Origin of the sequence: Streptomyces sp. 5K101 (genome assembly GCF_046506645.1) — a bacterium.
Lineage (GTDB): Bacteria > Actinomycetota > Actinomycetes > Streptomycetales > Streptomycetaceae > Streptomyces.
Map to the genome: position 1 here is coordinate 138,242 of NZ_JBKFFO010000004.1, position 13,437 is coordinate 151,678.

The following is a 13,437-nucleotide window of genomic DNA, read 5'->3' on the forward strand; positions in this document are numbered from 1 at the left end:
GCCCGAGTGGGTGCGCTCGCGGCCCCCTTTCGGGTGGCACGGCGCGCGCCTCGTGATGGCCCCCGAGGGCCGTGGAAGGCATTCCCGCTGGGCGTCGGCCCAGGCCCCCCGTGGCTGGTACGCGGCAGGACGGCACGGTCGGCCCGAGTCACCGGGCGCAGACGATTGGAAGGAGAGCCCCAGGTGGGACACGGCGGCAATGTGATCAACGAACTGACGCAGGATCACCGCGAGGTGGACTCGCTGTTCGCTCAGATCCAGGCCCACACAGCAGCCGATCAGCACCAACGTGATCTGGTGGACCAGTTGACCATCGCGCTCGTCCGCCATGCGATCGCCGAGGAGCAGCACCTGTACCCCACGGTGCGCCGCTACGTCGACGACGGGGACGACATGGCCGACAAGGAGATCGCGGATCACGCCGAGGTCGAGCGTCTGCTGAAGGAACTGGAAGGGTGCGAGCCGGGTGACGACCGGTTCGACATGCTGCTCGGCCGGCTGCGGTCGGCGGTCACCGAGCACATCCGGGACGAGGAGCAGCGGCTCTTCCCCCTGTTGGAGGAGGTCTGCTCGGCGCAGGCCCTCGACGAGCTGGGCCACAGGGTGCGCTCGGCGAAGGAGAAGGCACCGACCCGCCCGCACCCCACGGCCCCGGACACCGCGCCGGCCAACAAGATTCTCGCGCCGGGTGTCGGCATGGTCGACCGGGTGCGCGACATGCTGGCCGGCCGCGGCACGCAGCGCTGACCGACGCCAGGGGTGGCCGGAGCGAGACGTCTCCCGGCCACCCCTGCTGCGTCAGGCCGCGTCTCCGCCCGGCCGTACGTCAGGCCGCGACGCCGCCCGGCCGAACGTCAGGCCGCGACGCCGCCCGGCCGAACGTCAGGCAGCGTCGCCGCCCTCCTGTTCCTCGTCCTCGCGCTCCCCCTCCGCCTGCGAGGGCGTCGTCCGGGGCACGTCCTTCCCGTGCTCCTCCTGGATCTCGCCGCTCTCGTCGGTTCCCTCTGCCTGACTGGGGGTCTGCTCGGTCATGGTTCTCTCCCTGGCCTGTCTATGAGGGCGCGGGCCCGAGGACTCGTCGCCCCCTCGGACGGCACCTGATGCCGGGTTCCCGGCGGGCCCACCAGGAAACCACCACGGGCCTGCGGCGCCCGCTCACGACTGCCGCTCCAGCATCCGGATCCGGCGCTCCACGCGGGCCGGGATCCTGTGCCGGCGGGCCAGCGCGGCGGGCAGCCGCCGCGCGGTGTCGGCCAGTGCCGTGCGGGCCCGCGGATCGCCCGGGGCGTGCAGGGCCAGCTCTGCGGACTGCAGGAGGGCCTGCCGCAGCGGCCGGCGCAGCCACGCCGTGAGCAGGGCGTTGCGCCACATCCGGGCCACCCGCCCCGGGCGGGGCAGCCCGTCGGGGTCGTGCCGGGCCACGACGTCGGGGCAGTGGACGACTCCCCAGCCCCGCGCTTCCAGATCGATCGCGAGCAGTTGCTCCTCACCGCCGACCTCGAGCAGCGGGTGGAAGCCTCCCACCTGCAAGAACGCCGCCCGCCGCACCACGGCGGCACACGCGAGGAAGCCGAGCACCGAAGGACCCGGCAGATCCGGCTCCCGGCCCAGCGGCGAGTCGCGCAGCGCGGCGTTCAGCGGGTCGGGCAGACGCTCGGGCCCCACGAGGGTCGCGGCGGACAGCAGGCCCAGCCGGGGATGGGTGTCGAAGAGGTCCGCGGCCCGGGCGAGGGCGCCGGCCTCCCACCATGAGTCGTCGTCGCTGAACGCGACGTACGGGGTGTCGAGAGCCGCTGCCCCGCGCGTACGTCCGGCGGCGGACAGGTTGCGGCCGGGGCTCAGGAGCCGCACGCCGGGGTGCCCGGCGCGTACCGCGTCCGCGGTGCCGTCCGTGGAACCGTTGTCCACCACGGCGACGGGTGGCCGCTCGGGAAGCCGCGCCAGCCGGTCCAGGGTACAGAGCAGGCTCGTGCACCGGTTACGGGTGATCACGACGATGCCGATCCGCGAGCGGTCTCCCGGCGACGGCCCGCTCCCTCGCTCCTCGGCCTCCTCCACCGGCATCACCCCTTCGTTTCGCACGGTCGATTCCGTTCCGCCGCCATGGGTACCTCCTCATAGGCCGCGCCAATCGGCGGATGCGCAGCGAATGCCGTTTTCAGGGCCGCCACGGGGCGGTGGAAGTCGCCACAGGACGGTGAACGGACAGCAGCAAGGAGTGACCACCGGTATGAGTTCCCCCGACGAATTGCCCGTCCTTCGTACGCTCGAGGAATTGACCGGCCTCGTCGAGCGGCGCGGGAGCCTGTACGTGCGCTGGTCGCGTGGGCCCGCGGCCGACCTGAAATCGCTGTCGAGCACCGACGATCTCACGGGAGTACCGCTGCCGGGACTGTCCGCGAATTCCCTCGACGTCGAGCCGTGGTGGGACAACCGTCCGGTGCGGGTGTGGGTGGCCCGACGCCTCTACGACTACGCGCACCTGCCGCGCGACAAGGGGCCCGGAGTCCATCCGTGGGCGCTGCGGGGCCAGGAGGCCGGCCGTGGTCCCGACAACGAGCCGCTGGTCCAGCATGTCGAGCCGATCGGCTGGATCGACGCACGAGTGATCGAGGAGGCGGCCGAGGAAGTCGCCCGGCAGGAAGGCGGCTGGGGGCCTTTGCGGCGCGACGGCCGATAGGGATCCTCTGCCACTGCCACGGAATTCCGGGGGGATGTTCGGCCCGGGAAAGCGGGGGTACCCGTCGCCGCATGAACGTGAACCCCATCGAAATGCAGAAGGCGCTGGGCGGAGTGAGCTATCCCGCCAGCAAGAAGGACATCGTCGAAACGGCGAAGAGCCACGGCGCCAGCAAGGAGATCAAGCAGGCGTTGTCGGCTCTGCCGGAAAAGGAGTACGACTCTCCCGCAGCAGTCAACAAGGAAGTCAGCAAGGGAACCTGACCCGGCCGCTTCGCGCCCGACCGTGAATGCCGCCTCAGGCGGCCGGCGCGGAGTACGCCTCCAGCCGGTCCAGGAGCTGGGCACGGTGGAGTGCGGCTACGGGCGCGAGCAGATCCGGGTGCCGCAACAGCACCGCGGCTCGGCGGTCCCGTTCATCGGGCGTGACCAGGCGCCGGAACTCGATCGGCGAGCCGTTGGCGTGTTCGCATCCAGCGAGTGCGGCCACCGCGGCCGCGGCCAGTCCGGGGGCGCTGAGCAGGCAGGCCGCCCAGCTCGCGACCACCTCGTCCACCCACGTGCGCCACGCGTGGTCACCCGCGGCACCTGCTGCCGGGTCGGCGCCGTCGGACCCTGCGACCCAGTCCAGCCGGCCCGAGCCGCCGGGCCCTGCCACCGTGACGAGCGCGGCGTCCATCGGCGTCGGGTAGCGCAGCCAGGCGGCGACCGTGACGGCCTGGCGCGCCTGCACGTCAGCGAGCGCGGTGTCCAGCGCGCCGTCGCCCGAGGGGTAGGCGCGGGTCAGCCACTGGGCGGTCGCCGCGATGAGCGGGGAGAGAGCTGGGGGCACTGGCCGGGCCGTCCGCATCCGTGGGAGAGATCGGGAGAGTGCCGCCAGACGCTACCTTTCCGGGCGCTCCCCGCACATGGCCCACGTCACGGACAGCACGTGGCCTTGGACACATCCGAGAGCCGGAGCGGCGCGCGGCCGGGCGCGTGATCGCGGGGCTGATCAACGACCACAGGGCAGCCGGGGAGCGTTACGGGACCACCGCGACGGGCACCCGTACCCGGTCACCTCGACAGATCCGCTGCCGGTCCGCCATCGGGCACGGCGTGAAGGAGGAACGGAACATGACGACCGCACGAGAGATCATGACGCGCGGTGCCGAGTGCATCGGTGCCGAGGAGACCGTGCTGGTGGCCGCCCAGAAGATGAAGGAGCTGGGAGTCGGGGCACTGCCGATCTGCGGCACCGACAACAAGCTCAAGGGCATGCTCACCGACCGCGACATCGTCGTGAAGGTGCTGGGCGCAGGGAAGGACCCCGCCGAGTGCAAGGCCGGGGAGCTGGCCCAGGGCGAAGTGGTGACGATCAGCGCGGACGCCAACGCGCCGGAGATCCTGCGCACCATGAGCCGGCACAAGGTGCGCCGTCTGCCCGTGCTGGAGGGGCACCGGCTGGTGGGCATGGTCGCCCAGGCCGATGTCGCGCGCAGCCTGCCCGATCCGCAGGTCGGTGAGCTGGTCGAGGCGCTGTCCACCGACTAGCCCGCGTTCGCTCCGGCAGGAAGCGGACAAGAGCAGCAGGGGCAGCAGGCGGACGGAGGACCACCGATGCGCTTCCGAGACCACCGGCACGCGGGTCAGGAACTCGCCCTGAGACTGCTGGAGTGGGCAGCCGACGGTGACGTCACGGACCCGCTCGTCCTCGCGCTGCCGCGCGGCGGAGTGCCCGTCGCGGCGGAGGTCGCCCGGGCGCTCAAGGCACCCCTCGACGTGGTCGTGGCCCGCAAGATCGGCGTACCGGGCAATCCGGCGACGGGTATCGGGGCGATCGCGGGCGACGATCCCCCGGTGTACGACCGGCGTGCCCTGGAGATGCTGGGGCTGGCCGAGGACGACCTCGCCGCCGATGTCGCCCGGGAGCGGGCCGAGTTGCACCGCCGCGAGGAGCTGTACCGCCGCGGGCGGCCGGCGCTCGCCGTCGAGGGGCGGACCGTGATCCTGGTCGACGACGGGCTCGCCACCGGTGTCACCGCGCGTGCCGCCCTGCGCCGCCTGCGGTCCGGGAACCCGGCCCGCCTGATCCTCGCCGTGCCGGTCTGCGCCGCGGATGCCGCCGCATCGGTCCGGGAGGACGCCGACGACGTGGTGTGCCTGTACGAGCCGTCCTCGTTCCTGGCGGTCGGCGAGTGGTACGAGGAATTCGCCCAGGTCTCGGACGACGAGGTCGTCTCCACACTGCGCGGTCCCGGCATCCTGTCGGAGCAGCAGCATGACGGCTGAGGCTGCCCGCGGCACGAGGGCTCAGGAGGGGTCCGGTCCCTCTCCACGGGTCTCGGCGGCCCGGCCCCCCGCGCCCAGCAGGCCCTCCCCGGCCGGCGGCTCCCCTGCCGCGACGCGGCGCACGGGGACGCCCGCGAACCGGCCCACGCCCGCGGGAAGCACCGGCCGGGCCCACCGCACGCCCCTCAGCCACGGCTGCACGTACACGGACGGTCGTCGGCGTTCGACGCCCCGTACGAGACGTTCGGCGGACGGGCCGGCGTCGTACGTGCGCGAGGCGGGCCAGGGCAGCCACACACGCAGCTCCCGCAGGGGGGTGGGAGGCGGCGCGTCCTCGCGGATCATCTCCGTGTCCGTCCAGCTGAGGTAGGCGACCCCCACGCCCACACCGCGGTGGGCGACCTCGGCCCGCAGGGTGTGCGCGAACGCCTCGGCTCCGGCCTTGGAGGCGCAGTAGGCCGACAGCATGGGCGCCGGCCCGAGGGCCGCGAGGGACGTGATCTGGAGGTAGTAGCCCCGGGTGGCGATCAGGTCCGGCAGGAAGGCCCGTGCCGTGTTGGCGCTGCCGATCAGGTTGACCTCGACGACCCGCCGCCAGGCCGCCGGGGAGGTGTCCTCGAAGCGGCCTGCCGCGGCGACACCGGCGTTGGCGATCACCGCGGAGGGCGGCCCGAGCCGCTCCCGTACGCGTGCGGCGGTGAGCGACATCGCCGCGTCGTCGCCGACATCGGCCGGCCAGTGGTGCGCCCGGCCCCCGAGCCGGTCCGCGAGACGGGCCAGCCGGTCCCCTTCGAGGCCGATGAGGGCCAGGCGCGCGCCGCGCCGCGCCAGCGCCCGCGCCATGGCCTCGCCCAGGCCGCGCGCCGCGCCGGTGACGACAACGGTGCGGCCTTCGAGGGGTGACTGCCGGTGCATCGCCTGCCTCCTCGCGGGGGTACGGGTGCACGGTGCGCGCGGGAGCCGTCCGACCTCCACCGTAACGGCCACGTGCCGCCGTGGCGCGGGCGGCAGAGTGCGGCGGGCGGCCGTGAACAGGCCGCGGCGGCGGCACCGGCCTAGGCTGAACAGGTGTGGCCGTGACCGGACACGACGAGTTCCAGGAGGGCTCATGGCGGTACGACACCAGCTGATCCACCGGACTCCCGAGCAGGTCTGGTCCGTGCTGTCGGACGGCGACCGCTACGGGGACTGGGTGATCGGACCGTCCCAGTCGTCGGAGCGGGAGGGCAACTGGCCCGACGAGGGCGCCTGTATCGCGTACACCGTGAAGCTGGGGCCGTGGCAGGCGGAGGGCCGTACCGTCGTGCGCTACAGCGATCCCCCCAAGCGCCTCGAACTGGAGGCGTACAGCGGGCCGCTCGGCACCGCGAGGATCGCGATCGAGGTGAAGCCCTGGGGCGAGGAGACCCTCGTGATCCTCGACGAGCACCCGTTGCGCGGGACGGGCGGGCGGCTTCACAACGCGGCGTTGGACGCGCTGCAGCAGGTGCGGCACCGCAGAATGCTCCGGCGGTTCGCCGAGACGGTTGAGCAGTCCGTGCCCTCGGGCGCGCACTGATCCGGGCCCTGCCCGGCGCAGGCGTCCGTCGCCGAGGCGGACGCCCTGACCAGGGAGGCGCACTCATGCCGGACGCCGTGGTGATCGGCGCGGGACCCAACGGGCTGGTCGCGGCGAACGTGCTCGCCGACGCCGGCTGGAGCGTGGAGGTGCTGGAGGCCCAGCCGCAGCCCGGCGGTGCCGTCCGCAGTGACCGCGGTGTGATGCCCGGCTACGTCCACGACATGTTCAGCGCCTTCTACCCACTGGCGGCCGCCTCCCCCGTCCTCGCGGCCCTCGACCTCGGGCGCGAGGGGCTGCGCTGGTCGCACGCGCCGAGCGTGCTCGCCCATCCGCTGCCGGACGGCCGCTGTGCCGTGCTGGAACGCGGCCCCGCCGACACCGCACGCTCGCTCGACGCCTTCGCCGCCGGTGACGGGGAGGCGTGGACGCGGCTGTGCGGGGTGTGGCAACGGCTCGGCTCCGAAATCGTCGACGCGTTGTTCACACCGTTCCCGCCGGTACGGGCGGCGGCCCGGCTCGGGCTGCGGGTACGGGCGGCCGGCGGGCTGCGGCTGGCGCGGATGATGGCGTTGCCCGTGCGGCGGCTGGGAGAGGAGGAGTTCGCCGGGGAAGGCGGCCGGCTGCTCCTCGCGGGCAACGCGCTGCACGCGGATCTCGCCCCGGAAGCGGCGGGCAGCGGCGGCTTCGGCTGGCTCCTGTCCATGCTCGGCCAGCACGTCGGCTTCCCCGTGCCGGTGGGCGGCGCCTCGGCCCTGCCCGAGGCGCTGGTGGCCCGGCTCCGGCGGCGCGGCGGCACGGTGCGCTGCGGTCAGGAGGTCGTCGAAGTGGTCGTACGCGGTGGGCGGGCGGTCGCCGTGCGGACGGCGGGCGGTGAGACCGTGGCGGCCAGGCGTGCGGTGCTCGCGGACGTCTCGGCCCCGGCGCTGTACGGCCACCTGGTCGGCGCCCGGCACCTGCCGTCGCATCTGCTGGCCGGACTGCGCCGGTTCCAGTGGGACTTCGCCACGTTCAAGGTGGACTGGGCCCTCGACCGGCCGGTGCCGTGGACCGCCCGCGAGGCCGCGAGGGCGGGGACGGTGCATCTGGCCGACGGCGTCGACGGCTTGACGCGGTTCGCCGCGCAGCTGGCCACGGGGCACGTGCCCGAGGAGCCCTTCGTCCTGTTCGGCCAGATGTCCAAGGCGGACGCCGGCCGCTCCCCGCCGGGTACGGAGTCGGCCTGGGCGTACACGCACGTCCCGCAGGGCGTCCGCGGTGACGCGGGAGACGCGGGCATCACGGGTGCGTGGGACCGCCGGGAGCAGGAGGCGATGGCCGACCGCGTCGAGGCGCTGGTGGAGCGCTACGCGCCGGGCTTCCGCGCCACGATCCGGGCGCGGCGGCTCCTCGCGCCACCGACGCTGGAGGCGCTGGACGCCAATCTGCACGGCGGTGCCGTCAACGGCGGGACGGCCGCCGTGCATCAGCAGCTGGTGTTCCGGCCCGTTCCGGGCACCGGCCGTCCCGAGACACCGGTCAGGAACCTGTACCTCGCCTCCGCCTCGGCCCATCCCGGCGGCGGCGTGCACGGCGCGCCGGGTGCCAACGCCGCGCGTGCCGCGTTGCGTACGTGGTCGCCGCACGGGCTGCTCAGCCGTGCGTGGCGTTCGCTCAACCGCCGCGGAGAGCGCGGTGCCTGATCGGCGGCCTGTTCCGCCGGGGGTCCGTTTCGCGGGCGGGCGCGGTGGTACCCGCAGCGCGTCAGGCGTGGACGCCGCGCGCAGGACGCAGGACGACACGGGGGACGAAGCCCACCCGCAGCCGTGAGAGAGGAACCGACGTGGCCACCAAGGTCTCCGACTACATCCTGGAAAGGCTGCGCGCATGGGACGTGACCCACGTCTTCGCGTATGCCGGTGACGGCATCAACGGCCTGCTCGCCGCCTGGGGACGCGCGGACGACAACCCCAGGTTCATCCAGTCGCGCCACGAGGAGATGTCCGCTCTCCAGGCCGTCGGCTACGCGAAGTTCTCCGGCAAGGTCGGCGTGTGCGCGGCGACTTCCGGGCCCGGCGCCATCCATCTGCTCAACGGCCTCTACGACGCCAAGCTCGATGACGTACCGCTCGTGGCGATCGTCGGGCAGACCAACCGCAGCGCCATGGGCGGCTCCTACCAGCAGGAGGTGGACCTCGCCGGGCTGTACAAGGACGTCGCGTCCGACTACTGCGAGACGGTCACCGTTCCCGAGCAGTTGCCCAATGTGCTCGACCGCGCCGTGCGCACCGCGTACGCCCGGCGAACTGTGACCGCGGTCATCGTCCCGGCCGACGTCCAGGAGCTCGAACACACCCCGCCGGGACACGCCTTCAAGATGGTCCCCTCCAGCCTGGGCATCGGCAGCTACGCGCCCGTGCCGGCGGACCAGGACCTCGAACGGGCCGCCGATGTGCTCAACTCCGGCACTGCCGGAGCTGGACCAGGCGCGCGGGGTGCAGATCGACATCGACCCGCACATGATCGGGTTGCGCTACCCGTTCGAGGTCAACCTCGTCGGCGACGCGCGCGAGACGCTGCGGCGGCTGCTGCCCCGCCTGCACCGCAAGGAGAGCCGCGCCTGGCGGGACGAGATCGAGATGAACGTCGCCCGCTGGTGGGAGGTCATGCAGCGCAGGGCGGCCGTGGACGCCGACCCGGTCAACCCTGAGTACGTGGTGCACGCCCTGGACGGGCTGCTGCCCGACGACGTGGTCGTCACCGCGGACTCGGGTTCCGCCGCCAACTGGTACGCGCGTCATCTGCGGCTGCGCGGCGGGATGCGCGGCTCGCTGTCCGGCACGCTGGCCACCATGGGGCCGGGCGTGCCGTACGCGATCGGCGCGAAGTTCGCCCACCCGGACCGCCCGGCGATCGCGCTGGTCGGCGACGGGGCGATGCAGATGAACGGCATGATGGAGATGGTCACGGCCGCGAAGTACCGGCACGAGTGGTCCGACCCGCGGCTCGTCGTGGCCGTCCTCAACAACCAGGACCTCAACCAGGTCACGTGGGAGATGCGGGCCATGTCCGGAGCGCCGCAGTTCGAGGAGTCGCAAGCCATCCCCGATCTGCCCTACGCCGAGATCGCGCGGCACATGGGGCTCGACGGTATACGGGTCGAGAAGCCGAAGCAGGTCGAAGCGGCGTGGCGGCAGGCCCTCGCCGCCGACCGGCCCTTCGTCATCGACTTCCTCACGGACCCGGCCGTTCCCCCCGTACCGCCGCACGCCTCGCTCGACCAGATCGAGGCCGCGGCGGCGGCGATCTGGCACGGCGACAGCGACCGGGCGGCCGTGCTCCGGCAGGGTTTCAAGGCGAAGGTGCAGGAACTGCTGCCGGGGACCCGGCACCGGGGCGACCGTCCCGGTGCGGAGGGCGACCGAAGCGGGTGAGGCGAAGCGCCGTCCGAGCCCGGTGAGCACACCGGCCTCGGGCCGGTCCCCCGTGCGCGATGCGGCCGCTGGCCACGACGGTCTCCCGGCCGGCCTGCCGCGATGCGAACGGTGCGCCGGCGGTCTCGCTGCGACCCGTCTGCCAACGGCCTCCGGCCGGTCTGCGTGATGCGACCGGTGTGCCGGCGGTCTCCGGTGCGGCCAATGGCCTCCGGTCGGCCCCGGGCAGGGGCCCGGGGCAGGTGGCCCCGGCGCTTCAGGCGGCGTCGGTCTGGCGGTCGCCGCGCCTCCCGGGCGCCCTCACACCGCGGCCCCGGTCGCCTGCCCGCCTGCGGGCGGGCCGGTGACGCACACCTGGGCGGGGCGCAGCAGCCGGTCACCGAGGCGGTAGCCGTGGCGCAGCACGGCTGTGCAGACGGGCCGTGTGACGGTGTCGGACGGGGTGTAGGTGAGTGCTTCGTGTGCCGTCGGGTCGAAGGGCTCCCCCGGTTCGCCGACCGACTTCAGGCCCAGCGCGGCCAGCCGGTTCTCCAGGACGCGCGCGACGGCTTCCGTACCCGGGTCGTTCCACTGACCGCGTGCCTCGTCGGCGGCGTCGAGCACCGGCAGCAGGCCCGTGAGGACGTTGACCACGGCGATTTCCCGTATCGCCAGCCGGTCGCGCCGCACGCGCTTGCGGTAGTTGTCGTACTCCGCCTTCACCCGCTGGAGATCGGCCGTCAGCTCCGCGAGCCGCGCCCGCAGCTGGTCGGCCTCTGCCCCGGGGCCGCCGCTCCCGGTGTTCGGCGGAGGCTCCCGGTTCATCCGGTACCGCCCTTCGCCTCGTCGTCCACGATCTCGGCGTCGACGACGTCCTCCTCGTCGGGACCCGCCTTGGTTCCCGTGGTGCCGCCGCCGGTGGTGCCGGTACCGCCGCCGTCTGCCTGGGCCTGCGCGTAGAGCGCGGTGCCGATCTTCTGGGCGGCGGTGGTGGCCTTCTCGGTGGCCGACCGGATCGCCGCGGTGTCCTCGCCCTTGAGCGCATCCTTCACCTCGCCCAGGGCCGCCTCGGTCTCGGACCGCGTGTCCTCGGGGATCTTGTCGCGGTTGTCCTTCAGCAGCTTCTCGGTCTGGTAGACGAGACTCTCGGCCTGGTTGCGGGTCTCGGCGGCCTCCTTGCGGCGGCGGTCCTCCTCCGCGTACTGCTCGGCATCGCGCATCATGCGGTCGATGTCCTGCTTCGGCAGCGAGGAGCCGCCGGTGACGGTCATCTTCTGCTCCTTGCCCGTGCCCAGGTCCTTCGCGGTCACGTGCATGATGCCGTTGGCGTCGATGTCGAAGGAGACCTCGATCTGCGGGACACCGCGCGGGGCCGGCGGCAGACCGGTCAGCTCGAACATGCCGAGCTTCTTGTTGTACGCCGCGATCTCGCGCTCGCCCTGGTAGACCTGGATCTGCACGGACGGCTGGTTGTCCTCGGCCGTCGTGAAGACCTCGGACCGCTTGGTCGGGATCGTCGTGTTGCGCTCGATGAGCTTGGTCATGATGCCGCCCTTGGTCTCGATGCCGAGGGACAGCGGGGTCACGTCGAGGAGCAGGACGTCCTTGACCTCACCCTTGAGGACACCGGCCTGGAGCGAGGCGCCGATCGCGACGACCTCGTCCGGATTCACACCCTTGTGCGGGTCCTTCCCGGTCAGCTCCTTGACCAGGGCCGTCACCGCGGGCATCCGGGTCGAACCACCGACCAGGATCACGTGGTCGATGTCCGACACCTTGATCCCGGCGTCCTTGACCGCGTTGTGGAACGGAGCCTTGCAACGCCCCAGCAGATCCGCCGTCAGCTGCTCGAACTGGGCGCGTGTGAGCTTCTCGTCCAGGTGCAGCGGCCCCTCGGCGGAGGCCGTGATGTACGGCAGGTTGATCGTCGTCTCGGTCGACGACGACAGCTCGATCTTCGCCCGCTCGGCCGCCTCGCGCAGACGCTGCAACGCCATCTTGTCCTTGGACAGGTCGACGCCGTACCCGTTCTTGAACTGCTTCACCAGGTGGTCGACGATCCGCTCGTCCCAGTCGTCACCACCGAGGTGGGTGTCACCGTTGGTCGCCTTCACCTCCACCAGGCCCTCGCCGATCTCCAGCAGCGACACGTCGAAGGTTCCGCCACCGAGGTCGAAGACGAGGATCGTCTGGTCGTTGCCCTTGTCCAGGCCGTAGGCGAGAGCGGCGGACGTCGGTTCGTTGATGATCCGCAGGACGTTCAGACCCGCTATCTGCCCCGCCTCCTTCGTGGAGGTGCGCTGTGCGTCGTTGAAGTACGCCGGGACGGTGATCACCGCGTCCGTGACGTCCTCGCCGAGATACGCCTCGGCGTCGCGCTTCAGCTTCTGCAGTACGCGGGCCGAGATCTCCTGGGCGGTGTACCGCTTGCCGTCGATCTCCCCGGACTCCGGGAAGCGCCAGCCGCCCTCGCCCATGTGCCGCTTGACGGACCGGGCGGTGCGCTCCACGTTCGTCACGGCCTGCCGCTTGGCGAGCTCCCCGACGAGCACCTCGCCGTTCTTGGCGAACGCCACGACCGACGGGGTGGTCCTCGCACCTTCGGTGTTCGTGACGACCGTCGGCTCGCCGCCTTCCAGGACACAGACCACGGAATTCGTGGTTCCCAGGTCGATGCCCACTGCTCGTGTCATCCCAGCCTCCTCGGATACAGGAACTGCCGGTATGTCCTGCGTAGATCCTGCGGCCGATCAAGTCAAGAGCGGCCTCGACCGCCGGAACGAGTCCCCCGCGGCCCCGGCAGTCGCGCTGTCGGCACGGGGCGGTGTGTGCCCCCGGGAGCACCCTCACGCGGGGCGTGGTGTCATCGAAGTGTGGGTGACACACGCTGACGAGACCAGGAGGAATCATGGCCGGACAGCTGAAGGCCCGGGACATCATGACGAGCGGGGTGCACTGCGTGGGGGCGCACGACTCGCTGCACAACGCCGCGAGGATGATGCGGGATCTGGACGTCGGATGCCTGCCCATCTGCGGTGACAACAACCGGCTCATCGGCCTGGTGACCGACCGCGACATCGTGGTCACGTGCTGCGCGGAGGGGATCGACCCGGCGACCGTTCAGGCCGGTTCGCTGGGCGGGACCCTGCACTGGATCGACGCCGAGGCGGAGGCGTCCGAGGTCCTGGAGGTCATGGAGAGCAACCACATCAAGCGCCTGCCGGTGATCGACGTCGCGGGCGGCCACCGCCTGGTGGGGATGATCACCGAGGCCAACGTCGCGAAGAACCTCAGCGACGAGCAGATCGCGGAGTTCGCCACGCACGTCTACGCGACCACGTAGCGCGCAGGCCCGGGGTCCGGACGCGGGCGTCGCGGGCGGACCCGGGTGGCGTACACCTGGCCGGCAGCCGCGGCACAGGCAGGGGAAGGCACCCCCGCCGGTGCGGCGACTGCCGGCCTTCTCATGCCGCTCCCGGTCCTGGTGGACGGCAGGGCGACGCGAACGTGTGGTGGAGGGACGGGTGTTCGCAGTTG

Annotated in this window: 14 protein-coding genes and 1 pseudogene; 9 read left to right on the forward strand and 6 right to left on the reverse strand. The window is 72.4% G+C overall.

Annotation, left to right across the window (positions count from 1 at the left end):
- Positions 1 to 183: 183 nt before the first annotated feature.
- The gene (locus tag ACLB9X_RS08975; RefSeq protein WP_410359725.1) at positions 184 to 747 is read left to right on the forward strand and encodes a hemerythrin domain-containing protein; all 564 of its coding nucleotides are present in this window, start codon (positions 184 to 186) and stop codon (positions 745 to 747) included.
- A 135-nt stretch (positions 748 to 882) separates the two neighbouring features.
- Here ACLB9X_RS08975 and ACLB9X_RS08980 read toward each other — a convergent pair whose 3' ends face one another.
- Both ACLB9X_RS08980 and ACLB9X_RS08985 read right to left on the reverse strand, forming a co-directional pair.
- Positions 883 to 1,032, reverse strand: coding sequence for a hypothetical protein (locus tag ACLB9X_RS08980; protein ID WP_410359726.1), 150 nt, complete (start codon positions 1,030 to 1,032; stop codon positions 883 to 885).
- A 123-nt stretch (positions 1,033 to 1,155) separates the two neighbouring features.
- On the reverse strand, positions 1,156 to 2,064 hold the full coding sequence (locus ACLB9X_RS08985) for a glycosyltransferase family 2 protein (RefSeq protein ID WP_410360079.1): 909 nt from the start codon (positions 2,062 to 2,064) through the stop codon (positions 1,156 to 1,158).
- 166 nt (positions 2,065 to 2,230) lie between these two features.
- On the opposite strand from ACLB9X_RS08985, the gene ACLB9X_RS08990 reads away from it, so the two are divergent.
- Entirely contained in the window at positions 2,231 to 2,680 is a 450-nt protein-coding gene (locus tag ACLB9X_RS08990; protein WP_410359727.1) for a DUF6098 family protein, read from the forward strand.
- 71 nt (positions 2,681 to 2,751) lie between these two features.
- Positions 2,752 to 2,943, forward strand: coding sequence for a DUF2795 domain-containing protein (locus ACLB9X_RS08995; protein ID WP_410359728.1), 192 nt, complete (start codon positions 2,752 to 2,754; stop codon positions 2,941 to 2,943).
- Positions 2,944 to 2,977: 34 nt separating this feature from the next.
- On the opposite strand, the gene ACLB9X_RS09000 is transcribed toward ACLB9X_RS08995, so the two are convergent.
- On the reverse strand, positions 2,978 to 3,511 hold the full coding sequence (locus ACLB9X_RS09000) for a hypothetical protein (RefSeq protein ID WP_410359729.1): 534 nt from the start codon (positions 3,509 to 3,511) through the stop codon (positions 2,978 to 2,980).
- Between the two features lie 284 nt (positions 3,512 to 3,795).
- Between ACLB9X_RS09000 and ACLB9X_RS09005 the strand changes: the two genes are divergently transcribed.
- Both ACLB9X_RS09005 and ACLB9X_RS09010 read left to right on the forward strand, forming a co-directional pair.
- Positions 3,796 to 4,212, forward strand: a complete 417-nt coding sequence (locus ACLB9X_RS09005; protein WP_410359730.1) for a CBS domain-containing protein — start codon at positions 3,796 to 3,798, stop codon at positions 4,210 to 4,212.
- A gap of 66 nt (positions 4,213 to 4,278) precedes the next feature.
- Positions 4,279 to 4,950 carry a phosphoribosyltransferase gene (locus tag ACLB9X_RS09010; protein ID WP_410359731.1) on the forward strand — a complete coding sequence of 224 codons (672 nt, stop codon included), beginning with the start codon at positions 4,279 to 4,281 and terminating at the stop codon, positions 4,948 to 4,950.
- A gap of 21 nt (positions 4,951 to 4,971) precedes the next feature.
- Here the strand turns inward: ACLB9X_RS09010 and ACLB9X_RS09015 are convergent, their stop codons facing one another.
- Entirely contained in the window at positions 4,972 to 5,865 is an 894-nt protein-coding gene (locus ACLB9X_RS09015; RefSeq protein ID WP_410359732.1) for an SDR family oxidoreductase, read from the reverse strand.
- Positions 5,866 to 6,058: 193 nt separating this feature from the next.
- Here ACLB9X_RS09015 and ACLB9X_RS09020 point away from each other — a divergent pair, with 193 nt between their 5' ends.
- From ACLB9X_RS09020 to ACLB9X_RS09030, 3 genes and pseudogenes are all read left to right on the forward strand, one after another.
- A complete protein-coding gene (locus ACLB9X_RS09020; protein ID WP_410359733.1) occupies positions 6,059 to 6,508 on the forward strand; it encodes an SRPBCC family protein in 450 nt (149 codons plus the stop codon).
- Between the two features lie 65 nt (positions 6,509 to 6,573).
- Positions 6,574 to 8,190 carry a phytoene desaturase family protein gene (locus ACLB9X_RS09025; protein WP_410359734.1) on the forward strand — a complete coding sequence of 539 codons (1,617 nt, stop codon included), beginning with the start codon at positions 6,574 to 6,576 and terminating at the stop codon, positions 8,188 to 8,190.
- Positions 8,191 to 8,330: 140 nt separating this feature from the next.
- Positions 8,331 to 9,921, forward strand: a pseudogene (locus tag ACLB9X_RS09030) (thiamine pyrophosphate-dependent enzyme).
- Between the two features lie 300 nt (positions 9,922 to 10,221).
- Here ACLB9X_RS09030 and grpE read toward each other — a convergent pair.
- Both grpE and dnaK read right to left on the reverse strand, forming a co-directional pair.
- The gene (gene grpE / locus ACLB9X_RS09035; RefSeq protein WP_410359735.1) at positions 10,222 to 10,725 is read right to left on the reverse strand and encodes a nucleotide exchange factor GrpE; all 504 of its coding nucleotides are present in this window, start codon (positions 10,723 to 10,725) and stop codon (positions 10,222 to 10,224) included.
- Entirely contained in the window at positions 10,722 to 12,593 is a 1,872-nt protein-coding gene (gene dnaK / locus ACLB9X_RS09040; RefSeq protein ID WP_410359736.1) for a molecular chaperone DnaK, read from the reverse strand. Before dnaK ends, grpE begins: the two co-directional genes overlap by 4 nt.
- A gap of 215 nt (positions 12,594 to 12,808) precedes the next feature.
- Between dnaK and ACLB9X_RS09045 the strand changes: the two genes are divergently transcribed.
- Positions 12,809 to 13,243, forward strand: coding sequence for a CBS domain-containing protein (locus tag ACLB9X_RS09045; RefSeq protein ID WP_410359737.1), 435 nt, complete (start codon positions 12,809 to 12,811; stop codon positions 13,241 to 13,243).
- Positions 13,244 to 13,437: the final 194 nt, after the last annotated feature.